The sequence below is a fragment of the Enterobacter sp. 22452 genome, assembly GCF_052045065.1.
GTDB classification, from domain to species: domain Bacteria; phylum Pseudomonadota; class Gammaproteobacteria; order Enterobacterales; family Enterobacteriaceae; genus Enterobacter; species Enterobacter mori.
Genome location: NZ_JBQEOB010000003.1, coordinates 42,130 through 66,045 on the forward strand (window position 1 = coordinate 42,130; position 23,916 = coordinate 66,045).

The 23,916-nt window shown below is 54.6% G+C and carries 22 protein-coding genes; 5 read left to right on the plus strand and 17 right to left on the minus strand.

Annotated features, from left to right (window positions below; genetic code table 11):
* Nucleotides 1-43 precede the first annotated feature (43 nt).
* The 14 genes from murG to leuO all read right to left on the minus strand — a co-directional run bounded on the left by murG (nucleotide 44) and on the right by leuO (nucleotide 16,446).
* Entirely contained in the window at nucleotides 44-1,108 is a 1,065-nt protein-coding gene (gene murG, locus ACTJJA_RS10080; RefSeq protein ID WP_108417093.1) for an undecaprenyldiphospho-muramoylpentapeptide beta-N-acetylglucosaminyltransferase, read from the minus strand.
* The gene (gene ftsW, locus ACTJJA_RS10085; protein WP_042718662.1) at nucleotides 1,105-2,349 is read right to left on the minus strand and encodes a cell division protein FtsW; all 1,245 of its coding nucleotides are present in this window, start codon (nucleotides 2,347-2,349) and stop codon (nucleotides 1,105-1,107) included. Before ftsW ends, murG begins: the two co-directional genes overlap by 4 nt.
* The gene (gene murD / locus ACTJJA_RS10090) at nucleotides 2,349-3,665 is read right to left on the minus strand and encodes a UDP-N-acetylmuramoyl-L-alanine--D-glutamate ligase (RefSeq protein ID WP_042718665.1); all 1,317 of its coding nucleotides are present in this window, start codon (nucleotides 3,663-3,665) and stop codon (nucleotides 2,349-2,351) included. The genes ftsW and murD overlap by 1 nt, the downstream gene beginning before the upstream one ends.
* 2 nt (nucleotides 3,666-3,667) lie before the next feature.
* Nucleotides 3,668-4,750, minus strand: a complete 1,083-nt coding sequence (gene mraY, locus ACTJJA_RS10095; RefSeq protein WP_003856353.1) for a phospho-N-acetylmuramoyl-pentapeptide-transferase — start codon at nucleotides 4,748-4,750, stop codon at nucleotides 3,668-3,670.
* The gene (gene murF / locus ACTJJA_RS10100) at nucleotides 4,744-6,102 is read right to left on the minus strand and encodes a UDP-N-acetylmuramoyl-tripeptide--D-alanyl-D-alanine ligase (RefSeq protein ID WP_440667782.1); all 1,359 of its coding nucleotides are present in this window, start codon (nucleotides 6,100-6,102) and stop codon (nucleotides 4,744-4,746) included. The genes mraY and murF overlap by 7 nt, the downstream gene beginning before the upstream one ends.
* The gene (murE, locus tag ACTJJA_RS10105; protein ID WP_440667784.1) at nucleotides 6,099-7,586 is read right to left on the minus strand and encodes a UDP-N-acetylmuramoyl-L-alanyl-D-glutamate--2,6-diaminopimelate ligase; all 1,488 of its coding nucleotides are present in this window, start codon (nucleotides 7,584-7,586) and stop codon (nucleotides 6,099-6,101) included. The genes murF and murE overlap by 4 nt, the downstream gene beginning before the upstream one ends.
* Nucleotides 7,573-9,339, minus strand: a complete 1,767-nt coding sequence (locus ACTJJA_RS10110) for a peptidoglycan glycosyltransferase FtsI (RefSeq protein ID WP_440667786.1) — start codon at nucleotides 9,337-9,339, stop codon at nucleotides 7,573-7,575. Before ACTJJA_RS10110 ends, murE begins: the two co-directional genes overlap by 14 nt.
* 15 nt (nucleotides 9,340-9,354) lie before the next feature.
* Nucleotides 9,355-9,720: a cell division protein FtsL gene (ftsL, locus tag ACTJJA_RS10115; protein ID WP_006173860.1), complete on the minus strand. Its 366-nt coding sequence runs from the start codon at nucleotides 9,718-9,720 to the stop codon at nucleotides 9,355-9,357.
* On the minus strand, nucleotides 9,717-10,658 hold the full coding sequence (gene rsmH / locus ACTJJA_RS10120) for a 16S rRNA (cytosine(1402)-N(4))-methyltransferase RsmH (protein ID WP_010426994.1): 942 nt from the start codon (nucleotides 10,656-10,658) through the stop codon (nucleotides 9,717-9,719). The genes ftsL and rsmH overlap by 4 nt, the downstream gene beginning before the upstream one ends.
* Before the next feature lie 2 nt (nucleotides 10,659-10,660).
* Nucleotides 10,661-11,119 (minus strand): division/cell wall cluster transcriptional repressor MraZ, encoded by a 459-nt coding sequence (gene mraZ / locus ACTJJA_RS10125; protein WP_010426995.1) that lies wholly within the window; start codon nucleotides 11,117-11,119, stop codon nucleotides 10,661-10,663.
* Between the two features lie 601 nt (nucleotides 11,120-11,720).
* On the minus strand, nucleotides 11,721-12,725 hold the full coding sequence (cra, locus tag ACTJJA_RS10130) for a catabolite repressor/activator (RefSeq protein ID WP_440667788.1): 1,005 nt from the start codon (nucleotides 12,723-12,725) through the stop codon (nucleotides 11,721-11,723).
* 179 nt (nucleotides 12,726-12,904) lie between these two features.
* Nucleotides 12,905-13,396, minus strand: a complete 492-nt coding sequence (gene ilvN, locus ACTJJA_RS10135) for an acetolactate synthase small subunit (protein ID WP_003856371.1) — start codon at nucleotides 13,394-13,396, stop codon at nucleotides 12,905-12,907.
* A 1-nt stretch (nucleotide 13,397) separates the two neighbouring features.
* Nucleotides 13,398-15,122: an acetolactate synthase 3 large subunit gene (ilvI, locus tag ACTJJA_RS10140; protein WP_440667790.1), complete on the minus strand. Its 1,725-nt coding sequence runs from the start codon at nucleotides 15,120-15,122 to the stop codon at nucleotides 13,398-13,400.
* A 379-nt stretch (nucleotides 15,123-15,501) separates the two neighbouring features.
* Nucleotides 15,502-16,446, minus strand: a complete 945-nt coding sequence (gene leuO, locus ACTJJA_RS10145) for a transcriptional regulator LeuO (protein ID WP_440667792.1) — start codon at nucleotides 16,444-16,446, stop codon at nucleotides 15,502-15,504.
* A gap of 637 nt (nucleotides 16,447-17,083) precedes the next feature.
* Here leuO and leuL point away from each other — a divergent pair.
* From leuL to leuD, 5 genes are all read left to right on the plus strand, one after another.
* Nucleotides 17,084-17,170: a leu operon leader peptide gene (gene leuL, locus ACTJJA_RS10150; RefSeq protein WP_071985395.1), complete on the plus strand. Its 87-nt coding sequence runs from the start codon at nucleotides 17,084-17,086 to the stop codon at nucleotides 17,168-17,170.
* A 91-nt stretch (nucleotides 17,171-17,261) separates the two neighbouring features.
* Complete coding sequence (leuA, locus tag ACTJJA_RS10155; RefSeq protein WP_440667794.1) at nucleotides 17,262-18,833, plus strand: 2-isopropylmalate synthase; 1,572 nt, start codon at nucleotides 17,262-17,264, stop codon at nucleotides 18,831-18,833.
* On the plus strand, nucleotides 18,833-19,924 hold the full coding sequence (gene leuB, locus ACTJJA_RS10160) for a 3-isopropylmalate dehydrogenase (protein WP_023310385.1): 1,092 nt from the start codon (nucleotides 18,833-18,835) through the stop codon (nucleotides 19,922-19,924). The genes leuA and leuB overlap by 1 nt, the downstream gene beginning before the upstream one ends.
* Nucleotides 19,925-19,926: 2 nt before the next feature.
* A complete protein-coding gene (gene leuC / locus ACTJJA_RS10165) occupies nucleotides 19,927-21,327 on the plus strand; it encodes a 3-isopropylmalate dehydratase large subunit (protein ID WP_089599191.1) in 1,401 nt (466 codons plus the stop codon).
* Nucleotides 21,328-21,337: 10 nt separating this feature from the next.
* Entirely contained in the window at nucleotides 21,338-21,943 is a 606-nt protein-coding gene (gene leuD / locus ACTJJA_RS10170; RefSeq protein WP_003856384.1) for a 3-isopropylmalate dehydratase small subunit, read from the plus strand.
* A gap of 91 nt (nucleotides 21,944-22,034) precedes the next feature.
* Here leuD and ACTJJA_RS10175 read toward each other — a convergent pair whose 3' ends face one another.
* The 3 genes from ACTJJA_RS10175 to sgrT all read right to left on the minus strand — a co-directional run bounded on the left by ACTJJA_RS10175 (nucleotide 22,035) and on the right by sgrT (nucleotide 23,855).
* Entirely contained in the window at nucleotides 22,035-22,187 is a 153-nt protein-coding gene (locus tag ACTJJA_RS10175) for a Hok/Gef family protein (RefSeq protein WP_010427008.1), read from the minus strand.
* 216 nt (nucleotides 22,188-22,403) lie between these two features.
* Nucleotides 22,404-23,582 (minus strand): sugar efflux transporter, encoded by a 1,179-nt coding sequence (locus ACTJJA_RS10180; RefSeq protein ID WP_440667798.1) that lies wholly within the window; start codon nucleotides 23,580-23,582, stop codon nucleotides 22,404-22,406.
* Between the two features lie 120 nt (nucleotides 23,583-23,702).
* Nucleotides 23,703-23,855, minus strand: a complete 153-nt coding sequence (gene sgrT, locus ACTJJA_RS10185) for a glucose uptake inhibitor SgrT (RefSeq protein ID WP_010427011.1) — start codon at nucleotides 23,853-23,855, stop codon at nucleotides 23,703-23,705.
* Nucleotides 23,856-23,916 lie beyond the last annotated feature (61 nt).

Here is a 23,916-nt window from a genome sequence, read left to right on the forward strand (position 1 = left end):
CGACTACTTAAAAATTCGTGCAGCGCAACACGCGCTGCGAGGGTTAAGCCTGGGCTGCCAGGCTCACTTCTTTTGCCACTCGTTCCGTTGCATCCGGGATAGCCGCCGCGCGCGCGCGCTGTGCCATTTCCAGCAATGCGTCTCTGTTCCAGCCCGCCAGAGTGGTGGCGACCGCATCGGCGGTAAATTGTGGCTGCTCAAAAATCTTCGCGGCACCGGCTTTCTCAAGCGGCAGCGCATTCCAGTACTGCTGTCGGTCTTTGTGCTGGAACGGCACAAACAGCGCTGGCAGACCCGCGGCAGCGATTTCGCTCACCGTTAATGCGCCAGAACGACAGACTACGACATCGGCCCAGGCATAGGCTGCGGCCATATCGTCAATAAATTCCGTTACGTTGTGCTGCGGCTGCCCCGCTTCGGCGTAAGCCTGCTCAACGGTCTGCTGAGCACCTTTACCGCTTTGATGCCAGATGGTCACGGCATCGCCCAGCTTTGCGGCCACCTGCGGCATCGTCTGGTTCAGGATGCGTGCCCCCTGAGAACCACCGACGACCAGCACGCGTACCGGACCTTCACGACCATTCAGGCGAGCGTCAGGCAGCGGCAGCGCCAGCACATCGACGCGCACCGGGTTTCCGACGACGTCTGCTTTCGGGAACGCGCCGGGGAATGCCTGCATCACTTTTGTGGCAATTTTCGCCAGCCACTTGTTGGTCAGCCCGGCGATACCGTTCTGCTCATGCAGCACAACAGGGATGCCCAGGGACCACGCCGCCAGCCCACCGGGACCAGACACGTACCCGCCCATTCCCAGCACCACATCAGGCTTAAACTGCTTCATGATGGTGCGGGCCTGACGCCAGGCGTTAAAAATACGCACCGGTGCCAGCAGCATTGCCTTGAGGCCTTTGCCTCGCAGGCCAGAAATACGAATAAAGTCGATCTCAATACCGTGCTTCGGTACCAGATCGGCTTCCATGCGGTCTGCGGTTCCCAGCCAGCGTACCTGCCAGCCCTGATCCATTAAATGGTGCGCAACCGCCAGCCCCGGGAACACGTGTCCGCCGGTACCGCCTGCCATCACCATTAACCGCTTCGGTTGATTCATCGTGAACCTCGTGTAAACGCCTGGGCTTTCTCCAGACGCGTCTCATAATCTATGCGCAACAAAAACATGATGGCCGTCGACATGATCAACAGACTCGAACCACCATAACTGATCAGCGGCAACGTCAGGCCCTTAGTCGGCAGCATACCCGCTGCGGCCCCGACGTTAACCAATGCCTGGAAGCTAAACCAGATACCAATTGAACAGGCTAAGAAACCTGAGAAGCGGTGATCGATCTCCAGCGCTTTTCGGCCAATCGACATGGCGCGGAAAGCGACGAAGAATACCATTAATAGCGCCAATACCACACCGATATAACCCAGTTCTTCCCCAATAATGGAGAAGATGAAGTCGGTGTGTGCCTCCGGCAAATACTCCAGTTTTTGCACCGAGTTGCCCAGGCCTTGCCCCCAGACTTCACCGCGGCCAAACGCCATCAGCGACTGCGTCAGCTGATAACCGCTGCCGAACGGGTCTTCCCACGGGTTCCAGAACGAGGTCACGCGGCGGATACGGTAAGGCTCGGCGAGGATCAGCAGCACAACCGCCGAAATCCCCATCCCGATAATGGCGATGAACTGCCACAGCTTTGCACCCGCCAGGAACAGCATCGCCAGCGTGGTGACAAACAGTACCACCACAGTACCAAGGTCAGGCTGTGCCAGCAGCAGGATCGCCAGCACCAGAATTACGCCCATCGGCTTTAAGAAGCCGCGAAGGTTATTACGAACTTCATCAACCTTACGCACCAGGTAGTTCGCCAGGTAGCAGAACAGGGACAGCTTGGTAAATTCCGCAGGCTGAATACGCAGTGGACCAAAGGCGATCCAGCGCGATGCCCCGTTAACGGAGCTCCCGACAACCAGTACGATCAGCAGCATGATAATGGACGCAATCAGCATGGCTGTACTGTGCCGCTGCCAGAACGACATCGGCAGACGTAAGGTCACCAGCGCCAGGCAGAACGCCAGAATGATGTACAGCCCGTCACGCTTGGCAAACAGGAAGGGATCGTTAGCCAGACGCTGCCCGACCGGCATGGAGGCCGAGGTCACCATGATAAAGCCGATCGCCGCCAGGCCCAGCGTAAGCCAGAAGAGCATGCGGTCATACATGATCAGGCTATCGGAATCCTTATCCCGGGAAGCCATCACCCAGCCTTTCAGTGCCGCAAACAGCCACACCAGAATTCCAAATCCTGGCAGGCGCGGCATTTTCAGGCGAGGGAGAGATAAACGCATCAGCCTAACTCCTTCGCCAGGCGGGTAAAGACATCACCACGCTGTTCGAAATTCTTGAATTGATCGAGGCTGGCGCAAGCCGGAGAGAGCAGCACCATGTCGCCTGGCTTCACGCGCGGCGCGATCAGGCGCAGCGCCTGTTCCATGGTCTCAGTTTGCTCGGCAATCTCCGGGCGCAGTTCAGCCAACTCGCTGCCGTCACGACCAAAGCAGTACAGGCGGATGTTATCTCCGGAGAGATACTGTTTCAGAGAGGAGAAATCTGCAGATTTTCCATCACCACCCAGCAGCAAATGCAGCGTACCCTCAACGTGAAGACCGTTCAGCGCGGCCTCCGTGCTTCCCACGTTGGTGGCTTTGGAGTCGTTAATCCAGCGCACGCCGTTATGTTCCAGCGCTAACTGGAAGCGGTGCGCCAGACCGGTAAATGTGGTCAGCGCTTTCAGGCTGGAAGAGCGAGGCAGGCCAACGGCATCCGCCAGCGCCAGTGCTGCCAGCGCGTTGGTGTAGTTATGCTGACCGCAAAGCGTCATCTCTTTCACGTTCAGCACTTTTTCACCCTTCACGCGCAGCCAGGTTTCACCCTGCTGACGGTTCAGGTGGTAATCACCCATGGTGATCCCAAAGCTGATGCAGCGGTCATCTGCACCGCGCACCGGCATGGTCAGCGCGTCGTCGGCATTAACTACGCAGACTTTCGCATTTTCATAAACGCGCAGCTTAGCCGCGCGGTACTGCTGCAGACCAAAGGGATACCGGTCCATATGATCTTCAGTCACGTTGAGGATCGTCGCGGCAGCCGCGTGCAGGCTGGAGGTGGTTTCAAGCTGGAAGCTGGAAAGTTCCAGCACGTACAGCTCACAGCCTTTATCCAGCAGCATCAGGGCTGGCAGGCCAATATTGCCGCCAACACCAACGTTCTTACCCGCCGCTTTTGCCATCTCGCCGACAAGCGTAGTGACCGTGCTTTTACCATTTGAGCCGGTAATGGCGATAATCGGAGCCTGCGCTTCGCGGCAGAACAGTTCGATATCCCCGACAATCTCTACGCCCGCATCGGATGCGGCGCTGAGCGATGGGTGCGCCAGCGCCATACCCGGACTGGCAACAATCAGATCGGCGGCCAGCAGCCAGTCATCATTCAGACCACCAAGGTGGCGTTCAACCTGTTCCGGCAGTTTGTCCAGACCCGGCGGAGAGACACGCGTATCCATCACGCGTGGCGTGACGCCGCGCGCAAGGAAAAAGTCCACGCAGGAAAGGCCCGTGAGGCCCAACCCGATGATAACGACTTTTTTACCCTGGTAATCTGCCATGATTAACGTACCTTCAGCGTTGCCAGGCCAATCAGCACCAGCATCAGCGAAATAATCCAGAAGCGCACAATCACGCGCGGTTCCGGCCAGCCTTTCAGTTCATAGTGGTGGTGAATCGGCGCCATACGGAAGATGCGCTGGCCGCGCAGCTTGAAGGACCCGACCTGCAAAATCACCGACAGGGTTTCAACCACAAACACGCCGCCCATGATCACCAGCAGAAACTCCTGGCGCAGCAGCACGGCAATAATGCCTAACGCGCCACCCAGCGCCAGTGAACCGACGTCGCCCATGAAGACCTGTGCCGGATAGGTGTTGAACCACAGGAAGCCCAGCCCCGCGCCGACAATCGCCGTACAGACGATCACCAGCTCACCCGCGTGGCGCAGGTAAGGGATGTGCAGATAGTTGGCAAAGTTCATGTTACCGGTCGCCCAGGCCACCAGCGCAAAACCGCCCGCCACGAAGACGGTCGGCATAATCGCCAGGCCATCCAGACCATCAGTCAGGTTCACCGCGTTACCGGTGCCGACAATCACGAAGTACGCAAGCAGGATATAGAACAGCCCCAGCTGCGGCATCACGTCTTTAAAGAACGGCACGACCAGCTCGGTAGCTGGCGTGTCTTTGCCTGCCAGATACAGCGCAAAGGCCACGCCCAGCGCGATGACCGACATCCAGAAATACTTCCAGCGGGCGATCAGGCCCTTGGTGTCTTTGCGTACCACTTTGCGATAGTCATCGACAAAGCCAATGATCCCGTAACCCACCAGAACCGTGAGTACACACCAGACATACGGGTTGGACGGATACGCCCACAGCAGCACGGAAACAACGATCGCGGTCAGGATCATGATCCCGCCCATCGTTGGGGTGCCGCGTTTGCTGAAGTGAGATTCCGGACCGTCGTTACGCACGACCTGGCCGAAAGAGAGCTTTTGCAGACGGGCAATCATGCGCGGGCCCATCCACAACGAGATGAACAGCGCAGTCAGCAGGCTGACAATGGCGCGAAACGTCAGATAGGAAAAGACGTTAAAGCCTGAGTAATATTTGACCAAATGTTCGGCCAGCCAAACTAACATGTCCCGTTCTCCTGTAATGCGTGCACAACCTCTTCCATGGCGGCACTACGTGAACCTTTCACTAACACTGTCACAATTTGTTTTTCTGTAATTAATGCTTTAAGGCGCTCAATCAACGCCGCTTTTTCGGCAAAGTGTTCACCGACACCGCTGGCATGGCTAATTGCCTGGCTCAGTTTTCCTGTGCTCAGCACGCAATCAATGCCCGCCGCTTTCGCCGCGTCACCGACCTGGGTATGACAGGCTTCGCTTTCATCGCCCAGCTCGGCCATATCGCCAACCACCATCACGCGGTAGCCCGGCATTTCTGACAACACCTGCACCGCCGCCGTCATCGAGCCAACGTTCGCGTTGTAGGAGTCATCCAGCAGCAGTTTGTTTTCCGAAAGCTGAATCGGGAACAGACGCCCCGGCACGGCTTTCAGATTCGCCAGCCCAGCTTTGATCGCATCATGCGACGCGCCAACCGCCATGGACAACGCCGCCGCCGCAAGCGCATTGGCGATGTTATGACGACCCGGCAGAGGCAGCAGCACATCCACGCCACCCGTTGGGGTGTTGAGGGTGAACTCCGTGCCATGGGACGTTACATGGATATTGGTCGCCGTAAAGTCACTGTTGGCGGCATTCGGTGAGAAGCGCCAGGTCTTACGGGAACCAATAATGCTTTGCCAGTTCAGCCAGTCATTGTTGTCGGCATTCATAATGGCAATACCGTCAACCGGCAGGCCGGTGTAGATCTCACCTTTGGCTTTCGCCACGCCTTCCAGCGACCCGAAACCTTCGAGATGCGCGGCGGCCAGGTTATTCACCAGCGCCGCCTCCGGACGAGTCAGGCTCACAGTCCAGGCGATTTCGCCCTGGTGGTTTGCCCCTAACTCGATCACCGCAAATTCATGTTCTTTGGTCAGGCGGAGTAATGTCATCGGCACGCCGATGTCATTATTTAGGTTGCCCGCAGTATAAAGTGTGTTTCCGCACTGGCCGAGAATCGCCGCCGTCATCTCTTTTACGGACGTTTTTCCGGACGACCCCGTCAGCGCGACAACGCGAGCCGGAACCTGCTGACGAACCCATGCCGCCAATTCACCGAATGCCAGACGGGTATCGTTCACCACTAGCTGCGGCAAATCGATATCCAGCCTGCGGCTGACCAGCAGCGCACCTGCGCCGTGCTCTTTGGCCTGCTGTGCGAAATCATGCGCATCAAAACGCTCGCCTTTCAGCGCCACAAACAGACAACCCGCGGTCACTTTGCGGGTATCCGTGGTCACGGCGTCAATGGTCAGATCCTGACCCAGCAATTCGCCGTGCAGTACCGCAGCGGCCTGGCTTAGCGTGAGGCTAATCATGCCACGACTCCCAGCAGACGAGCTGCCGTTACACGATCCGAGTAATCCAGACGACGATTGCCGACAATCTGATAATCTTCATGGCCTTTCCCGGCCAGCAGAACCACGTCGTTTTCCTTAGCCTGCATGATGGCGTTGGTCACCGCTTCCGCGCGGCCTTCCACCACGCGAGCACGACCCGCATCCAGCATGCCCGCCAGAATGTCGTTAATGATGGCGCGCGGCTCTTCGGTACGCGGGTTGTCATCGGTCACTACCGGAATATCCGCAAACTGCTCGGCAATAGCGCCCATCAGCGGTCGTTTGCCCTTGTCGCGATCGCCACCGCAGCCAAACACGCACCAGAGCTTACCGGCACAGTGCAGGCGAGCCGCTTCCAGCGCTTTTTCCAACGCATCCGGCGTATGGGCGTAGTCGACCACAACCGTCGGTTTACCCGGCGCGCTGAACACTTCCATACGGCCGCAAACAGGCTGCAGTCGCTCAGCGGTTTTCAGCAGGTCGACCATTGGATAGCCGAGCGCCAGTAGTGTCGCCAACGCCAGCAGCAGGTTGCTGACGTTAAACGCGCCCATCAGGCGGCTTTCAATTTCGCCTTCACCCCAGGAAGAGGCAAAGCGGATTGTCGCCCCGCTGTCGTGGTAATTCACCTCAACGGCCTTCAGCCAGCGGCCGCGGCAGTTCGGATTGATATGGTCTTCCATCGACACCGCAACCGCATCCGGCAGCTTCGCCAGCCAGCGGCGACCGACCTCATCGTCGGCATTGATGATGGCCTGACCGTGATGGTGGGTTGAATAGAGCAGCCATTTCGCGGCTTCGTAGTGCTCCATATCACCGTGGTAATCAAGATGATCGCGGCTCAGGTTGGTAAACACCGAAGCCGCAAATTTCAGCGCGGCCACGCGGTGCTGTACCAGACCGTGTGAAGAGACTTCCATCGCAGCAAAGGTCGCCCCCTGCTCTGCCAGCCCGGCAAGCACATGCTGTACGTCAACTGCCGAGCCGGTGGTATTTTCCGTCGGGCTCACTTTACCCAGCAGACCATTACCCACGGTCCCCATGACGGCACCGGTTTCACCCAGCAGTTGCGCCCATTGCGCCATCAGCTGTGTGGTGGTGGTTTTACCGTTGGTACCCGTCACGCCAACCAGACGTAACTGGTCGGAAGGTTCGTGATAGAAACGCCCTGCCAGCGCAGAGAGACGCTCATTTAACTGGCTGAGATAGATAACCGGCACACCGTGCATTTCACGGATTTCACCGTCGGTTGCCTCATCTTTGGCCTCAGCAATAATGGCAGCAACACCTTGCGCAATCGCCTGCGGGATATAACGACGCCCGTCCGCCTGATGACCGACCACCGCCACAAAAAGATCGCCGGAAGCAGCCACACGGCTGTCCAGTACCATCTCTCGCAGTGCTCGCTCCGGTGCATTTGGCACCCACGGAGCGAGAAGGTCGCGCAAATTACGATCTGCCACCTGTACCCTCGCCTTGATTAATTACAAATTCACTTTTGTCGCCCGTCGCCAGCGCATCCGGTTCAATGTTCATGGTGCGCAATACGCCGCCCATGATGGCCCCGAACACAGGCGCGGAGACGGCGCCGCCGTAGTATTTACCCGCCTGTGGATCGTTAATAACGACCACCAGCGCAAAACGCGGATTGCTTGCAGGCGCTACGCCTGCGGTATAGGCAATGTATTTGTTGATGTAGCGGCCGTCTGGCCCCACTTTTTTCGCTGTACCGGTTTTGATGGCGATGCGATAGCCTTTAATCGCCGCCTTCACGCCACCGCCGCCGGGCAGCGCCACGCTTTCCATCATATGAACAACAGTACGGACGGTCGATTCCGGGAAAATACGCTCACCGGGAACCGGTGGATCAACTTTGGTAATCGACAGCGGGCGATAAACACCATAGCTGCCGATCGTTGCGTAGACTCGCGCTAACTGTAACGGTGTCACCATTAGCCCGTAGCCGAAAGAGAAGGTGGCCCTCTCTATGTCAGACCACCGTTGTTTTTGAGGATATAAGCCACTGCGTTCTCCGACCAACCCCAAATTGGTCGCCTTTCCAAGCCCAAAACGTGAGTAAGTTTCTACTAACGCTGAGGACGGCATCGCTAACGCCAGCTTTGAAACACCGACGTTACTCGACTTCTGTAACACCCCGGTCAGGGTCAATTCGCTGTAGCGCGCCACGTCTTTGATTTCGTGGCCGTTAATTCGGTAAGGAATGGTATTCAGTACGGTGTTTTCATTGACGATACCGCGCTGAAGTGCCGTCATGACCACCATCGGCTTCACGGTCGAACCCGGTTCGAACACGTCGGTGATGGTACGGTTACGCATAACATCCTTCTGCGTACCGGTAAGATTGTTAGGGTTGTAGGACGGGCTATTGGCCATCGCCAGCACTTCACCCGTGTTGACATCAACTAACACGGCACTGCCCGATTCCGCTTTGTTAAAGGCCACGGCATTATTCAGCTCGCGGTAAACCAGCGCCTGTAGCCGCTCATCGATACTCAGTGCAAGGTTGTGTGCGGCCTGGCTGTCGGTTGAGGAAATATCCTCGATCACGCGACCATAGCGGTCTTTGCGCACAATGCGCTCGCCGGGCTGGCCGGTGAGCCATTTATCAAAGCTTTTTTCAACGCCTTCAATCCCCTGGCTATCAACGTTAGTAAAGCCAATGAGGTGAGCAGTCACTTCGCCGGATGGATAGTACCGGCGGGATTCTTCACGCAGATGGATTCCCGGCAGCTTCAATTTTTTGATGTAGTCCGCCATGTCAGGGTTCACCTGACGCGCCAGATAGATAAAGCGCCCTCTCGGGTTTGTATTCACACGTGAAGCTAACTGGTCAAGCGGCATCTTCAGCGCGTCCGCAAGCGCCTTCCAGCGGTTATCAAGCGTGATCCCGCCAGCATCATGCAGCTCTTTCGGATCGGCCCAGATGGCCTTCACCGGCACGCTTACCGCCAGCGGGCGACCGGAGCGATCGGTGATCATCCCGCGAGACGTAGACACTTCCTGCACGCGAAGAGAGCGCATATCACCCTGACGCACCAGCATGTCAGGAGCGATGATTTGCAACCACGCCACACGTCCCAGCAGGAAACCCAGCGCCAGTAAAATGCAGCCGCAAAGCAACGCAAAACGCCAACTGACAAAGTTGGCCTGTTCTTCCTGACGTTTTGGTTTTAGCGTTTTTGCCGCTGCTTTCATGCGTCGCGTTTTCCCTTATTTTTGTACTACGATATTTTCCTGCGATGGATCAACATGCTGCAGCTGCAGCTTTTCCGTTGCGATCCGTTCAACCCGGCTGTGATCGCCGAGCGCGTTTTCTTCAAGGATCAGATTTCGCCATTCAATATCCAGCGCATCGCGTTCCAGTACCAGCTGCTCGCGTTGCGCAGTCAATAAACGTGTATGGTGGGCTGTTGTCACCACCGTTACTGCCGTCACAATGATGCAAATGAACAAGCAGAGTGGCAGCTTCCCAAACCGCAAAAGATCGTCGCCGATCACGCCAGGCAAGGCATGGCGCTCGTTGCTTCCTAACGATCCCTTAACTTTGCTTAGGGTCTCTGTCACTCTGCCGATCATGCGTTCGTCCTCTCTGCAACTCGCAGCACTGAACTACGGGCACGTGGATTCTCTGCCACCTCTTCTTCGCCCGGCATCAACTTGCCTAATGCTCGCAACTGACGGCCACCCAGCTTCCTGAGTTGTTCTTCCGTCATCGGCAGCCCCGCTGGCACCTGAGGACCGCGGCTCTGTTCACGCATAAAGCGCTTCACAATGCGGTCTTCCAGCGAATGGAAGCTGATGATGGATAACCGCCCACCCGGGGCCAGCACGTCGAGCGAGTTTTTTAGCGCCAGCTCTATTTCCTCCAGTTCACTGTTTACCCAGATACGAACCGCCTGGAAGGTACGGGTCGCGGGATGTTTGTGCTTATCCTTCACCGGTGTTGCCGCTGCAATCACCTCGGCCAACTCTTTGGTACGCGTCATCGGCTCAATGCGGTTTCGTTCAACGATGGCGCGCGCGATACGTTTACCAAAACGCTCTTCGCCGAAGGTTTTGATGACCCAGGCGATATCCGCTTCGTCAGCAGTTTGTAACCACTCTGCGGCAGACTGGCCACGCGTCGGATCCATGCGCATGTCCAGTGGACCGTCGCGCATGAAGGAGAATCCGCGCTCTGCATCATCAAGCTGAGGTGAAGAGACGCCAAGATCGAGAAGAATTCCGTCGATCTTGCCCGTCAGGCCGCGCTCAGCTACGTAATCCGCCAGCGCAGAAAAAGGTCCATGCACGATGGAAAAGCGTGGGTCATCGATGGTTTGCGCAACGGCAATCGCCTGCGGATCGCGATCGATTGCCAGCAGACGTCCTTCCGCTCCCAGCTGGGAGAGGATCAGACGCGAGTGGCCACCGCGACCAAAAGTGCCATCAATGTAGATGCCGTCTGGACGAATATTCAGACCGTTAACGGCCTCATCCAGCAACACCGTTGTATGTTTATAATTTTCCATCATATTTATAGAGACAAGTCCTGCAGCCGTTCCGACAATGTTGCGGAATCGGACTGCTCAGCGTCGATATCTTCCTTGACCTGTTGATACCATGTCGTTTCGTCCCACAGTTCAAACTTATTGAACTGCCCGACCAGCATCACTTCTTTTGTCAGACCCGCATGTTGCCGCAACACAGGCGCAATCAGTAGTCGTCCTGCGTTGTCCATCTGACACTCACTGGCATGTCCCAATAACAACCGCTGTACGCGGCGCTCTTGCGGATTCATGCTCGACAGTCGCGACAGCTTTTGCTCAATAATTTCCCATTCGGGTAAAGGGTAAAGCAGCAGGCAGGGGGAGTTGATGTCAATGGTGCAAACCATTTGACCTGAAGCGTTCTCAATCAGCTGGTCGCGGTAACGGGTTGGTACCGATAAGCGCCCTTTGCTGTCGAGATTGACTAACGTAGCTCCACGGAACATGCCAGCCTCACCCCTCCTCACCACTTTAACCCACAAATTCCCACCTAAAGGAGTTTACGGAGCGATGGAAAAGCTTGTCAAGCCAGGACTCTCTCTATACGGACCCGAAAGCCCTCTATTTACAGAGATAAACAGACCTGGTTAATAACTGCACAACTGGCGAGGCAAAATTAACGTTATGAATATTTGTAAGAAAAAAACCGAATATGCACACTAGCGTTAAAGCTCACTCAATATCATCGCAAGGAAATATAAAGTGTCAGTTTGCGACGCGGGCAGCATTTTAAGACATATTGCCAGGGGATAACAGCGCCAGATTCATCGCGGCATCCTGAGCGTTCAACGGCGGGCAGGCTAGCCAGAAGGGAGAGAGAAAAAACGTTTGAATATTCATCACCCGAAGCAGGTTTGTAACAAAACAATACAAAATTAGCCTTTTAAAAACGTATCAGTATTCTTTTAAAGGCAATTTAAACGCTCAAACGAATTAAGAATAATAGCAGGCTATGATTCCTAAGGAATTATCCTAATTTTACTGCGGGAATTAAGGTAACTATTAATTCTGTAAAAGGGGGGCTGTTTTCACGCCCCCAGGAATTGATTAATGACGGCTTAAAATGCCACGACGATAAAGATTACGTTTGATGCGGGTAAGGCCTGGCTTCGGTTTGCGGGGCTCATCAAGGCTCGCCAGTACAATCTCCAGCACGCGTTCAGCCACGTCGCGGTGGCGCTGAGCCACGGCCAGTACCGGGCACTGCAGGAAATCGAGCAGTTCGTTATCACCAAAGGTAGCAATGGCCAGATCCGAGGGCAACTTCCCGTCACGACGCAGCGTCACATCCATCACCCCCTGCAGCAGCGCAAATGAAGTCGTGAACAGCGCCTGAGGCATTGGGTGCGTTTCGAGCCATTTTTCGAACAATTGTGCGGCGGCTTCGCGTTCATAGCTGTTGGCATAGAGATAGTAAACCTCGCGCGGATCCTCTTTCCAGGCAGTCCTGAAACCTTGCTCACGCAGGAAGCTCACCGAAAGCTCTGGCAGCGCGCCAAGATACAGCACGGTTTCGGCCGGGAAGGTTCTTAGCTCGGCCGCCAGCATTTCCGCATCATCCTGATCGGCGCCGACGACGCTGGTGAAATGCTCCCGGTCAAGGGCACGGTCGAGTGCGACAATCGGGAACGGATCGTTTGCCCAGCGCTGGTAAAAAGGATGCTCTGGCGGTAATGAGGTTGAAACGATGATGGCATCCACCTGGCGCTGGAGCAGATGCTCAATACAGCGCATCTCGTTGTCGGGCTGATCTTCAGAACAGGCAATCAGTAATTGATAGCCACGCTGGCGTGCCTGACGTTCGAGATAGTTGGCGATACGGGTGTAGCTGGTGTTTTCCAGGTCTGGGATCACCAGACCAATCGAGCGGGTGCGCCCAGCGCGGAGACCGGCTGCGACAGCATTCGGATGGTAGTTATGCTCACGAACCACCGCCATGACTTTTTCAACGGTCTTATCGCTGACACGATACTGCTTTGCCTTACCGTTAATCACATAGCTGGCCGTAGTTCGTGACACGCCGGCTAACCGGGCGATTTCATCCAGTTTCACAATTGCCCCTTAAAAAAAGAAAAGAGTCCATGGCCCTGTCAAGGTTATGGTTAAATCTTTTAACATCTAAACGCAGAAAAGCCTTCGCGGCAACCGCTTTTATCTGCGTTGTCGGCTGATTACACAAAAAAAAGCCCGGCTTTGGTAACCGGGCAGAAAGAGGCGAACCTTTTTGACAACTAACGCATGATTTTATCGCCGCGCGAAAGGCCAACCACGCCAGAGCGCGCAACTTCTACAATTTTTGCCACATCCCGCACGGAGGCCAGGAAGGCATCCAGCTTATCACTCGTCCCCGCCAGCTGAACCGTATAAATAGAAGGCGTGACGTCAATAATCTGCCCACGGAAAATATCCGTATTGCGTTTGACCTCTTCACGTCCGTAGCCGCTGGCCTGAATTTTTACCAGCATCACCTCACGCTCAACATAAGCGCCCTGCCCCAACTCACTCACGCGCAGCACATCAACCAGCTTATGTAGCTGTTTCTCAATCTGCTCAAGCACCTTGGCGTCGCCGACGGTCTGGATCGTCATGCGCGACAGCGTGGGATCGTCCGTCGGCGCAACGGTCAAACTTTCGATGTTGTAACCGCGCTGAGCGAATAGCCCGATGACGCGTGACAATGCGCCAGACTCGTTTTCCAGTAATACAGATAATATCCGGCGCATATCAGGTTCTCTCCGTTTTACTTAACCACATTTCGTCCATACCACCACCGCGAATATGCATCGGGTAAACGTGTTCGGTGCCATCCACAATGACATCCATGAACACGAGGCGGTTGTTTTTCACGTGCTCAAGCGCTTCACCGAGTTTCGTTTCAAGCTCTGCCGGATCGGTCACTCGCATGCCAATATGCCCATAGGCTTCCGCCAGACGGACAAAGTCCGGAAGCGATTTCATATAGGATTGAGAGTGGCGGCCGGAATAGATCATATCCTGCCACTGCTTCACCATGCCGAGATAGCCATTGTTCAGGTTCAGCACCAGGACCGGCAGCTCATATTGCAGCGCAGTAGACAGCTCCTGAATATTCATCTGAATACTGCCATCACCGGTCACACAGACCACGGTTTCATTTGGCAGCGCCAGCTTCACTCCCAGCGCGGCTGGTAGACCGAAGCCCATCGTGCCTAAGCCCCCGGAGTTGATCCAGTGGCGCGGCTTATCAAACGGATAATAGAGGGCAGCAAACATCTGATGCTGACCGACGTCAGACGTCACATACGCCCCGCCTTTGGTCAGACGCCAGATCGTTTCGATCACCGCCTGCGGCTTAATATGCTCACTTTGCGTGTCGTACTTCAGACACTGACGCCCACGCCATTGTTCTATCTGCTGCCACCAGTCGCGGATCTCATCCAACGGCTGAGAGACCGTTTCCTGCGCCAACAGATCCAGCATTTGCTCCAGAACCTGACGCGCATCCCCGACAATAGGCACATCTGCCGGGACCGTTTTCGAAATAGAGGTGGGATCGATATCAATGTGCAACACGGTCGCATTCGGACAGTATTTCGCCAGGTTATTGGTGGTGCGATCGTCAAACCGAACGCCAACAGCAAAGATCACATCCGAGTTATGCATCGTCATGTTGGCTTCATAGGTGCCATGCATACCCAGCATCCCCAACGCCTGACGGTGCGTAGCCGGGAATGCCCCCAGCCCCATCAGCGACGATGCGACAGGAAGATTCAGCTTTTCAATCAGCTCACGCAGCTGCGTTTCGCAGGCGGAGTTAACGGCCCCCCCACCCACATAGACCACCGGTTTTTTCGCTGCCACAAGCGTCTGCAGCGCGCGCTTAATTTGGCCTTTGTGGCCTTGCGTCGTTGGGTTGTAGGAGCGCATGCTCACCGATTCCGGCCAGACATAAGGCAGCTTATTCGCCGGGTTCAGAATATCTTTTGGCAGATCGACCACGACCGGGCCTGGACGCCCGCTTGCTGCCAGCCAGAAAGCTTTTTTCAGCACGCCGGGAATGTCTTCGGTTTGCTTCACCAGGAAGCTGTGCTTCACCACGGGGCGTGAAATCCCCACCATGTCGCATTCCTGAAAAGCATCGTAGCCAATCAAGGAGGTCGCAACCTGACCGGAAAGAATGACCAGCGGAATGGAGTCCATATACGCTGTCGCGATACCGGTAATGGCGTTGGTCGCACCAGGCCCAGACGTGACTAATACCACGCCCACTTCACCCGTCGCACGGGCCAGCCCGTCAGCCATATGTACTGCCGCCTGCTCGTGACGAACCAGAACATGGTCAATGCCGCCTACCGTATGAAGCGCATCATAAATATCGAGGACTGCGCCTCCCGGGTAGCCGAACACTTGCTTCACGCCCTGATCGATCAGCGATCGAACGACCATTTCCGCGCCAGACAACATCTCCATGCTTTGCCTCCAGGCTTTTTGTTATAGACAGAAAGCAGAATTCATTTCCGCCCCGTCTTATGATAGGGATTAACCCATCTTATATAATGCAGAGTGATCGTTACCTTAACCGCTCGTTATAAGGCAGGCAATTGGCAAACAAGGCGGGGGAAAAGCCTTCCGGAGCAGAAAAGAGAGCCAGTCAGGAAGGTTATGGTGAATTCATCTGTAATCAGAGGTTGGGATAATGAATCATCGCTTAAAAGTGAGATGATTCAGGAAATCATCTATTTTTGACGGTATGACAACGGCCAGAAAAAAATCATTCAGAACAAAATATCATTAACATTGAAAATACCAGGATAAACCGCATGCTTTAATGCGATTTATCCTGACGCGCTTATCGACGGCAGACGCTGATAAGCAACTCTTCCATCCACTGATGCCCTTTATCCCGGCCAGCGGCTTCATGCCATGAAAGGTAACAAGTACGGCTATTAAGCTTGAGCGGTAATGGCAAAATTTGCAGATTAAGCTGTTCAGAGAACTCTTCCGCCAGCCAACGCGGGGCAATAGCGACCAGGTGCGTCTGGGATACGACGTTTAATACGCTGACCATTGCCATGCCCTGATAAGCAACGCTCGCTTGTTTATCCGCAGTGTCATACCACGGCAGACTAAATGAAGCATACCTGTCGAGGGCGACAACGGCATGTTGCTCATTATAGACATCGTTTTCACGCAGCGGAGAATTCACTCTCGGGTGTTTTTTACTGGCGACCAGGACCATTTCATCTTTAAATAGCGGTACGCAGGAAAACTCCGGGCGACGGAACTCTTCATATCCTAAGACAAACTCCGTTTCCTGATAACGAAGCTGGTGCTCAGTGTTCTGATTTAATGAAGACTTAAAAACGAGATGAATATTTGGCGCAATTGTTTCAACTTTATTATATATAATAGAGGTCAAATAATTGTCTAGCGGACTGCAAACGCATAAATGGAATACTCGCTCGCTGCTTAAGGGTTCAAAGCCTGAACCAGGCAGTTCATTTTGTACCAGTTGCAGCGCCTGACGAATGGAGCCAAACAGTTGAAATGCGCGGGCAGTGGGTTGGATCCCTCTCCCGTAACGTACAAATAATTCGTCGTTAAACATTAACTTAAGCCTGGCCACCGCATTACTTACCGCAGGTTGAGACATGCCAAGGGATTGAGCTGCTCGCGTGATATTCTGCTCCTGCATTACCGCGTCAAAAACGGTTAACAGATTGAGATCCACAGTGCGTAACTGAGGTTTAACCCCGTCATAAACCTGAGGTTGATTAATATTATTTAATGACATTCCTGACTCCACTGTCACGCTAAACTCCCTCTGCCAAAGCATTGTAATAAGTTCGAAAAATATGATTTACCATGCATATACGACCAGCGAAAGAGAATTATTAAAAATTCGGAAAATATAAAGGCAAACTCATCAATAGAGGACAGATGCATCTCATTGACGCAGGGATAAAAACCACCGTGAATTGATATCAATTACATTAGGATTGGCATGAAACCATAGTTCATGTGAATAAACAATCACCCCTCAGATTAATAATAACTTAAGTTTCATTAAACTATTAACGCCAACACCGCTGAGTTAGTTAACAAACTTCTATCAATACGCCTAACGCATTCGTTTCCGAATCATTCACCACGCGCATAAATTAATGAAATAACACACATTTCAATCCCTGGCGCGATGACAAACAAAGTATGTTCAATTGATACTAAATATATTGAAATCATTCCGGTGATAAATTTCAAGTCCAAAAATAGACAATTAAAGAGGTCGTAAACGAGAAAGCCAGCACAATTAGCTAAATGCAATAATCAGTGCGATCGTGCCAGCAGGTGTAAATTTGTCACCAAGGGTTGACATGAACAGTCGTATCCAGTACCACTAAAAGCATATTGAATTTAACGGAGCACGATTCATGACACGCATCATTCGTTTCACCGGTCTACTACTACTAAACGCATCCACTGTGCGCGGTAGACTGGCGGGCGAAATTCAGCGTTGAATCGTCACCAGTAAGACTAAAAACCCGCGCCATTGCGCGGGTTTTTTTATGCTCGTAGCAAGGCGCCCTAAGACTGACAAGGACCTAACCCATGAGCCAGCAAGTCATTATTTTCGATACCACTTTACGTGACGGTGAACAGGCATTACAGGCGAGCCTGAGTGTAAAAGAGAAACTGCAGATTGCGCTGGCTCTCGAACGTATGGGCGTCGACGTGATGGAAGTGGGTTTCCCCGTCTCTTCACCGGGTGATTTTGAATCTGTACAAACCATTGCGCGCACCATTAAAAACAGCCGCGTATGTGGCCTGGCACGCTGCGTAGAGAAAGACATTGACGTTGCTGCCGAGTCGCTGAAAGTGGCTGAAGCCTTCCGTATCCACACCTTTATTGCGACCTCGCCTATGCATATCGCAACCAAATTGCGCAGCACGCTGGATGAGGTTATCGAACGTGCGGTGTATATGGTCAAGCGCGCACGTAACTATACGGATGACGTTGAATTCTCTTGTGAAGATGCGGGTCGTACACCAATCGAGGATTTGGCGCGCGTCGTCGAAGCCGCGATCAATGCGGGCGCAAAAACCATCAACATCCCGGACACCGTCGGCTACACCATGCCGTTTGAGTTCTCCAACATCATCACCGGCCTGTATGACCGCGTACCAAATATTGATAAAGCTATTATCTCAGTTCACACCCATGATGATTTGGGCCTGGCCGTGGGGAATGCCATTGCGGCCGTTCACGCCGGTGCGCGTCAGGTAGAAGGCGCGATGAACGGTATCGGTGAACGTGCAGGTAACTGTTCGCTGGAAGAAGTGATCATGGCGATCAAAGTGCGCAAAGACATTATGAATGTGAATACGCGCATTAATCACAATGAAATCTGGCGCACCAGCCAGACCGTCAGCCAGATCTGCAACATGCCGATTCCGGCCAACAAAGCGATTGTCGGCACCGGTGCCTTCGCGCACTCCTCTGGTATTCATCAGGATGGCGTGCTGAAGAACCGTGAAAACTACGAAATCATGACCCCGGAATCCATCGGCCTGAACCAGGTGCAGCTGAACCTGACCTCTCGCTCTGGCCGTGCTGCGGTTAAGCACCGCATGGAAGAGATGGGTTATCAGGAGAGCGATTACAACATGGATCAGCTGTACGACGCGTTCCTGAAGCTGGCCGACAAAAAAGGTCAGGTGTTCGACTATGACCTGGAAGCGCTGGCCTTTATTAACAAGCAGCAGGAAGAGCCTGAGCACTTCCGTCTGGATTACTTCAATGTGCAGTCCGGCTCCAGCGACATCGCCACCGCCTCGGTCAAACTGGCCTGCGGTGATGAAATTAAAGCAGAGGCCGCTAACGGTAACGGCCCCGTCGATGCCATCTACCAGGCGATTAACCGCGTTACCGAGTACGACGTTGAGCTGGTGAAATATGACCTGACGGCTAAAGGGCACGGTAAAGACGCGCTGGGTCAGGTGGATATCGTGGTGAATTACAACGGCCGACGCTTCCACGGCGTTGGCCTGGCGACCGATATCGTTGAATCCTCCGCGAAAGCGATGGTGCATGTTCTGAACAACATCTGGCGCGCCGCCGAAGTCGAAAAAGAGTTGCAACGCAAAGCTCAGAATAAAGAGAACAACAAGGAAACCGTGTAATGTCGAAGAATTACCATATTGCTGTGTTACCGGGCGACGGTATTGGTCCGGAAGTGATGGCACAGGCGCTGAAAGTACTGGAAGCCGTTCGCGCGCGTTTTGCGATGAAAATTACCACCAGCCACTACGACGTGGGCGGTATTGCGATTGATAACCACGGTACGCCACTGCCGAAAGCGACCGTGGAAGGCTGTGAAAATGCCGATGCCGTGCTGTTTGGTTCCGTCGGTGGCCCGAAATGGGAACACCTGCCGCCAGCAGAGCAGCCAGAGCGCGGCGCGCTGCTGCCGCTGCGTAAACATTTCAAGCTGTTCAGCAACCTGCGTCCGGCGAAGCTGTATCAGGGTCTGGAAGAGTTCTGCCCGCTGCGCGCGGATATCGCCGCCAACGGTTTCGACATTCTGTGCGTGCGTGAACTGACCGGTGGTATCTATTTCGGTCAGCCTAAAGGACGCGAAGGCAGCGGACAACACGAGAAAGCGTTCGACACCGAGGTGTATCACCGTTTCGAAATCGAACGTATCGCCCATATCGCGTTTGAGTCGGCGCGCAAACGCCGCCATAAAGTGACCTCCATTGACAAAGCGAACGTGCTGCAGTCGTCCATTTTGTGGCGCGAGATCGTCAGCGAAGTCGCTAAGCAGTACCCGGACGTCGCGCTGTCGCACATGTACATCGACAACGCGACCATGCAGTTGATTAAGGATCCGTCCCAGTTTGACGTGCTGCTGTGCTCCAACCTGTTCGGCGATATCCTCTCTGACGAGTGCGCGATGATCACGGGCTCCATGGGCATGCTGCCGTCAGCCAGCCTGAATGAAGAAGGCTTTGGCCTGTACGAGCCTGCGGGCGGCTCCGCACCGGATATCGCAGGCAAAAACATTGCCAACCCGATTGCGCAGATCCTCTCCCTGGCCCTGCTGCTGCGCTACAGTCTCGATGCTGGCGATGCAGCAACCGCAATTGAAAACGCCATTAACCGGGCGTTAGAAGAAGGCGTCCGTACCGGTGATTTGGCACGCGGCACGGCAGCAGTCAGTACCGATGAAATGGGCGACATTATTGCCCGCTATGTCGCTGAAGGGGTGTAATCATGGCTAAGACGTTATATGAAAAGTTGTTTGATGCGCACGTTGTCTACGAGGCGCCAAACGAAACCCCGCTGCTGTACATTGACCGCCACCTGGTGCACGAAGTGACCTCACCTCAGGCATTTGACGGCCTGCGCGCGCACAAGCGCCCGGTACGTCAGCCGGGTAAAACCTTCGCGACGATGGATCACAACGTTTCCACCCAGACCAAAGACATTAATGCCTCAGGTGAGATGGCCCGCATTCAGATGCAGGAGCTGATTAAGAACTGCAACGAGTTTGGCGTTGAGCTGTACGACCTGAACCATCCCTATCAGGGCATCGTCCACGTGATGGGGCCAGAACAGGGTATCACCCTGCCGGGCATGACCATCGTGTGCGGTGACTCCCATACCGCGACCCACGGCGCGTTTGGCGCGCTGGCGTTCGGGATTGGCACTTCCGAAGTGGAACATGTTCTGGCAACGCAGACCCTGAAGCAGGGTCGCGCCAAAACCATGAAGATTGAGGTAAAAGGTAAAGCCGCGCCGGGCATCACCGCGAAAGACATCGTGCTGGCGATCATCGGCAAAACCGGCAGCGCGGGCGGTACCGGCCACGTTGTTGAGTTCTGCGGTGAAGCCATTCAGGCGCTGAGCATGGAAGGGCGTATGACCCTGTGCAATATGGCCATTGAAATGGGCGCCAAAGCCGGTCTGGTCGCGCCGGACGAAACCACATTCAACTACGTCAAGGGCCGTCTGCACGCGCCAAAAGAACAGAATTATGTCGATGCCGTCGAATACTGGAAGACCCTGAAAACCGACGACGGTGCGAGCTTTGATACCGTTGTCACGCTGCAGGCAGAAGAGATTGCGCCGCAGGTTACCTGGGGCACCAACCCGGGTCAGGTGATTTCCGTCAACGACAGCATCCCCGATCCGGCGTCTTTCGCCGATCCGGTCGAACGTGCCAGTGCAGAAAAAGCGCTGGCCTATATGGGGCTGAAACCTGGCGTTCCGTTGACCGACGTAACCATTGATAAAGTCTTTATCGGTTCCTGCACCAACTCCCGTATCGAAGATTTGCGTGCCGCCGCCGAGATTGCCAAAGGCCGCAAAGTAGCACCAGGCGTGCAGGCGCTGGTGGTTCCAGGCTCCGGTCCGGTGAAGGCGCAGGCGGAAGCAGAAGGTCTGGATAAGATCTTCATTGAAGCAGGCTTCGAATGGCGTCTGCCTGGCTGCTCCATGTGTCTGGCGATGAACAACGACCGCCTGAATCCGGGCGAGCGCTGCGCATCCACCAGCAACCGTAACTTTGAAGGCCGTCAGGGCCGAGGTGGGCGCACCCATCTGGTCAGCCCGGCAATGGCCGCCGCTGCGGCAGTTACCGGTCATTTCGCCGATATTCGCAGCCTCAAATAAGGAGACAATCATGGCAGAGAAATTTACCCAACATACAGGCCGGGTTGTCCCGCTGGACGCCGCTAACGTCGATACTGATGCGATCATTCCTAAGCAGTTTTTGCAGAAAGTCACCCGCACCGGTTTTGGTGCACACCTGTTCAACGACTGGCGTTTCTTGGACGATAAAGGCGAAGTACCTAATCCGGAATTCGTGCTGAATTTTCCGGAATACAAAGGCGCCTCCATTTTGCTGGCGCGGGAAAACTTTGGCTGCGGTTCATCCCGTGAACATGCGCCGTGGGCGCTCACGGACTACGGCTTTAAAGTGGTCATTGCCCCGAGCTTCGCGGATATCTTCTACGGCAACAGCTTCAACAACCAGCTGCTGCCGGTCACGCTGAGCGATGAACAGGTCGATGAGCTGTTTGCGCTGGTGCAGGCAAATCCGGGCATATCGTTTGAAGTGGATCTGGAAGCGGAAGTGGTGAAAGCCGGGGATAAGACCTACAGCTTCAGCATTGATGCGTTCCGCCGTCACTGCATGCTGAACGGTCTCGACAGTATTGGTTTAACTCTCCAGCACGAAGACGCTATCTCTGCGTACGAGAAAAAACAGCCTGCGTTTATGGGCTAAAGGCAATGGCCCGCAGGGCGCGGGCCATTGATAAGGGTGCGTTGAGGCTCAACCACTCTGGAGAGGCGGGGAAACTTCCCCGCCAATACCGCTAACGTTTTGCTTCGTAAGCCAACACTGCCGCCAGCTCTGTTTTCTCCTGTCTGAAGTGCAGCTCACACAGCGAGTCACGCACCATCCAGGTGAAGATCAACAACGTCGTACAGATCAGAAACAAACCTAACAGCAGAGTACGTTTTGGCATTCCAGCCTCCTTATTGCTTTTCGGCAATGAAGAGACTAACCTCGCAATGTCGGTCGTGAAGTTAGTCTCCCCATCAGTTTTTTGATGTGGGACTCTCCACTGTTTGCCTCTTGCGAAAGCCTGAGGCAAACAGCCTCAAGCACCCGCCACGCACTCTATTCTCCTTCCTGGTACCTGTCAGAAAGTCGTTTCATTTCGTGAAGCCGCCTTCCAGAATCAGACATCCTTAACCCGGCAGGTCAGCCCAAGCGTAACCACCGAAATCGCGGCAATCATCCAGTAAACTGAGCCATGCCCGTAACTTTGCGCCAGCGCGCCCTGAATCACCCCTGCCAGAATAACGCCCGTTGAAATGCTGTTGGTGAAAAGCGTGGTTGCAGAGCCAGCGCGGCCCGGCATTAAATCCTGGAACCAGAGCATGCCGATCCCGGCAACAATCCCAATAAACACGGCGTTAAACAGCTGCAGCGCCAGCAACGCTTCACGTGAATGGAAAAGAATCAACCCCGCGTAGAACAGCACCCCGGCCGCCACGGCGACAATCATCATCCGACGCTTTCCGAAGCGCTTAACGTAGTATCCCGCCAGAATCATTGCCGGAATTTCCAGCCCGGCGGCGGTCCCCATAAGGATCCCCGCGAGCTTGTCCGGTAAACCCAGATCGCTGCTGATCCACAGCGGCATATCAATGATATACATGGTGTTGCAGGTCCACATCAGCGTGGAGGCAATAAACAGCATGCGGACGTTTTTGTCCTGCCAGCCGCTCACCTGGGTGACAGGTGTATCCGTCGTCTGTTCGACACGCGCCACAGACGGCAGTGCGAAGGCAATCAATGCCAGACTGATGACAAAAATCCCGGCGGCAATGGAGAACATGGTGGTGAAGCCGTAGTTCAATGCCAGCATGAAGGCCAGCGGCGGTCCAATGACCCACGCCAGCGAGAGCTGCGCGCGCATCACGGAGCTAAACATCACCACTTCCCGCGCCGAGCTATCGGCGTATTCGCGAGCCAGCGCGAACAGCTGCGGCATGGTAGTGTTCGCCAGTGACGCCAGCAGCACGCCGCAGGTAATGAGGGTCAAATAATGACGGTTAAAGGCAAACAGCAGCGCGTTGCCTACGGCCATCACACAGCAAAAGAGGATCAGCTTGCGCCTGTCACCCTGACTGTCGGATCGTTTTGCCAGCCACAGGCTGACCAGGATCCCGGCAATGGCGTTGACGGTATAAAACAGCCCCACCCAAAACGGCTGCGCCCCCACCTCGCGGCTGAGAAACAGGCTCAGCGTCGGTGCCTGAAGCGCCCCCGCCACGCCCATCATAAAGGCGACCAGCATAAAAGCGGCATACACGCCGTTCAGGCGTCGCCCCATCGTCATCAACCACAGCATGCGCAAGTCCTTGTGAAAGCGAATCGAAATTGGGTGAAATAGTAAACGAAAAAAGCCAGCAAAAACATTTTGCTGGCGGGTGATTAGCACCAATACTCAGTCACACATGATCGAGGCGAGTTAGCGAGAAGAGGTCGGTTTCGTAACGTCCCACTGCATCAATTCTTCTAACGTTTTCAGCCGTTGCTCTGCACACTGGCGGGCCAGCCAGGACAATCCTTTTGTCGCTGAAAAGTACTGCTGGTAAAACTGACGTGCGGTAGACCTCTTCATAATTTACCTCCTCACTTCATCGGGAAGGATTATTGTCCTAATATAGGGATTAATAAATTGC

Coding starts and splice junctions, on each gene's coding strand:
- ACTJJA_RS10110 (WP_440667786.1), bottom strand. CDS start 9,339: ATGAAAGCAGCGGCAAAAACGCTAAAACCAAAACGTCAGGAAGAACAG.
- ilvN (WP_003856371.1), bottom strand. CDS start 13,396: ATGCGCCGGATATTATCTGTATTACTGGAAAACGAGTCTGGCGCATTG.
- rsmH (WP_010426994.1), bottom strand. CDS start 10,658: ATGATGGAAAATTATAAACATACAACGGTGTTGCTGGATGAGGCCGTT.
- mraZ (WP_010426995.1), bottom strand. CDS start 11,119: ATGTTCCGTGGAGCTACGTTAGTCAATCTCGACAGCAAAGGGCGCTTA.
- ftsW (WP_042718662.1), bottom strand. CDS start 2,349: ATGCGTTTATCTCTCCCTCGCCTGAAAATGCCGCGCCTGCCAGGATTT.
- mraY (WP_003856353.1), bottom strand. CDS start 4,750: ATGTTAGTTTGGCTGGCCGAACATTTGGTCAAATATTACTCAGGCTTT.
- leuL (WP_071985395.1), top strand. CDS start 17,084: ATGACACGCATCATTCGTTTCACCGGTCTACTACTACTAAACGCATCC.
- sgrT (WP_010427011.1), bottom strand. CDS start 23,855: ATGAAGAGGTCTACCGCACGTCAGTTTTACCAGCAGTACTTTTCAGCG.
- murG (WP_108417093.1), bottom strand. CDS start 1,108: ATGAATCAACCGAAGCGGTTAATGGTGATGGCAGGCGGTACCGGCGGA.
- leuD (WP_003856384.1), top strand. CDS start 21,338: ATGGCAGAGAAATTTACCCAACATACAGGCCGGGTTGTCCCGCTGGAC.
- murF (WP_440667782.1), bottom strand. CDS start 6,102: ATGATTAGCCTCACGCTAAGCCAGGCCGCTGCGGTACTGCACGGCGAA.
- ftsL (WP_006173860.1), bottom strand. CDS start 9,720: ATGATCGGCAGAGTGACAGAGACCCTAAGCAAAGTTAAGGGATCGTTA.
- ACTJJA_RS10175 (WP_010427008.1), bottom strand. CDS start 22,187: ATGCCAAAACGTACTCTGCTGTTAGGTTTGTTTCTGATCTGTACGACG.
- leuO (WP_440667792.1), bottom strand. CDS start 16,446: ATGTCATTAAATAATATTAATCAACCTCAGGTTTATGACGGGGTTAAA.
- murD (WP_042718665.1), bottom strand. CDS start 3,665: ATGGCAGATTACCAGGGTAAAAAAGTCGTTATCATCGGGTTGGGCCTC.
- leuA (WP_440667794.1), top strand. CDS start 17,262: ATGAGCCAGCAAGTCATTATTTTCGATACCACTTTACGTGACGGTGAA.
- leuC (WP_089599191.1), top strand. CDS start 19,927: ATGGCTAAGACGTTATATGAAAAGTTGTTTGATGCGCACGTTGTCTAC.
- ilvI (WP_440667790.1), bottom strand. CDS start 15,122: ATGGAGATGTTGTCTGGCGCGGAAATGGTCGTTCGATCGCTGATCGAT.
- ACTJJA_RS10180 (WP_440667798.1), bottom strand. CDS start 23,582: ATGCTGTGGTTGATGACGATGGGGCGACGCCTGAACGGCGTGTATGCC.
- leuB (WP_023310385.1), top strand. CDS start 18,833: ATGTCGAAGAATTACCATATTGCTGTGTTACCGGGCGACGGTATTGGT.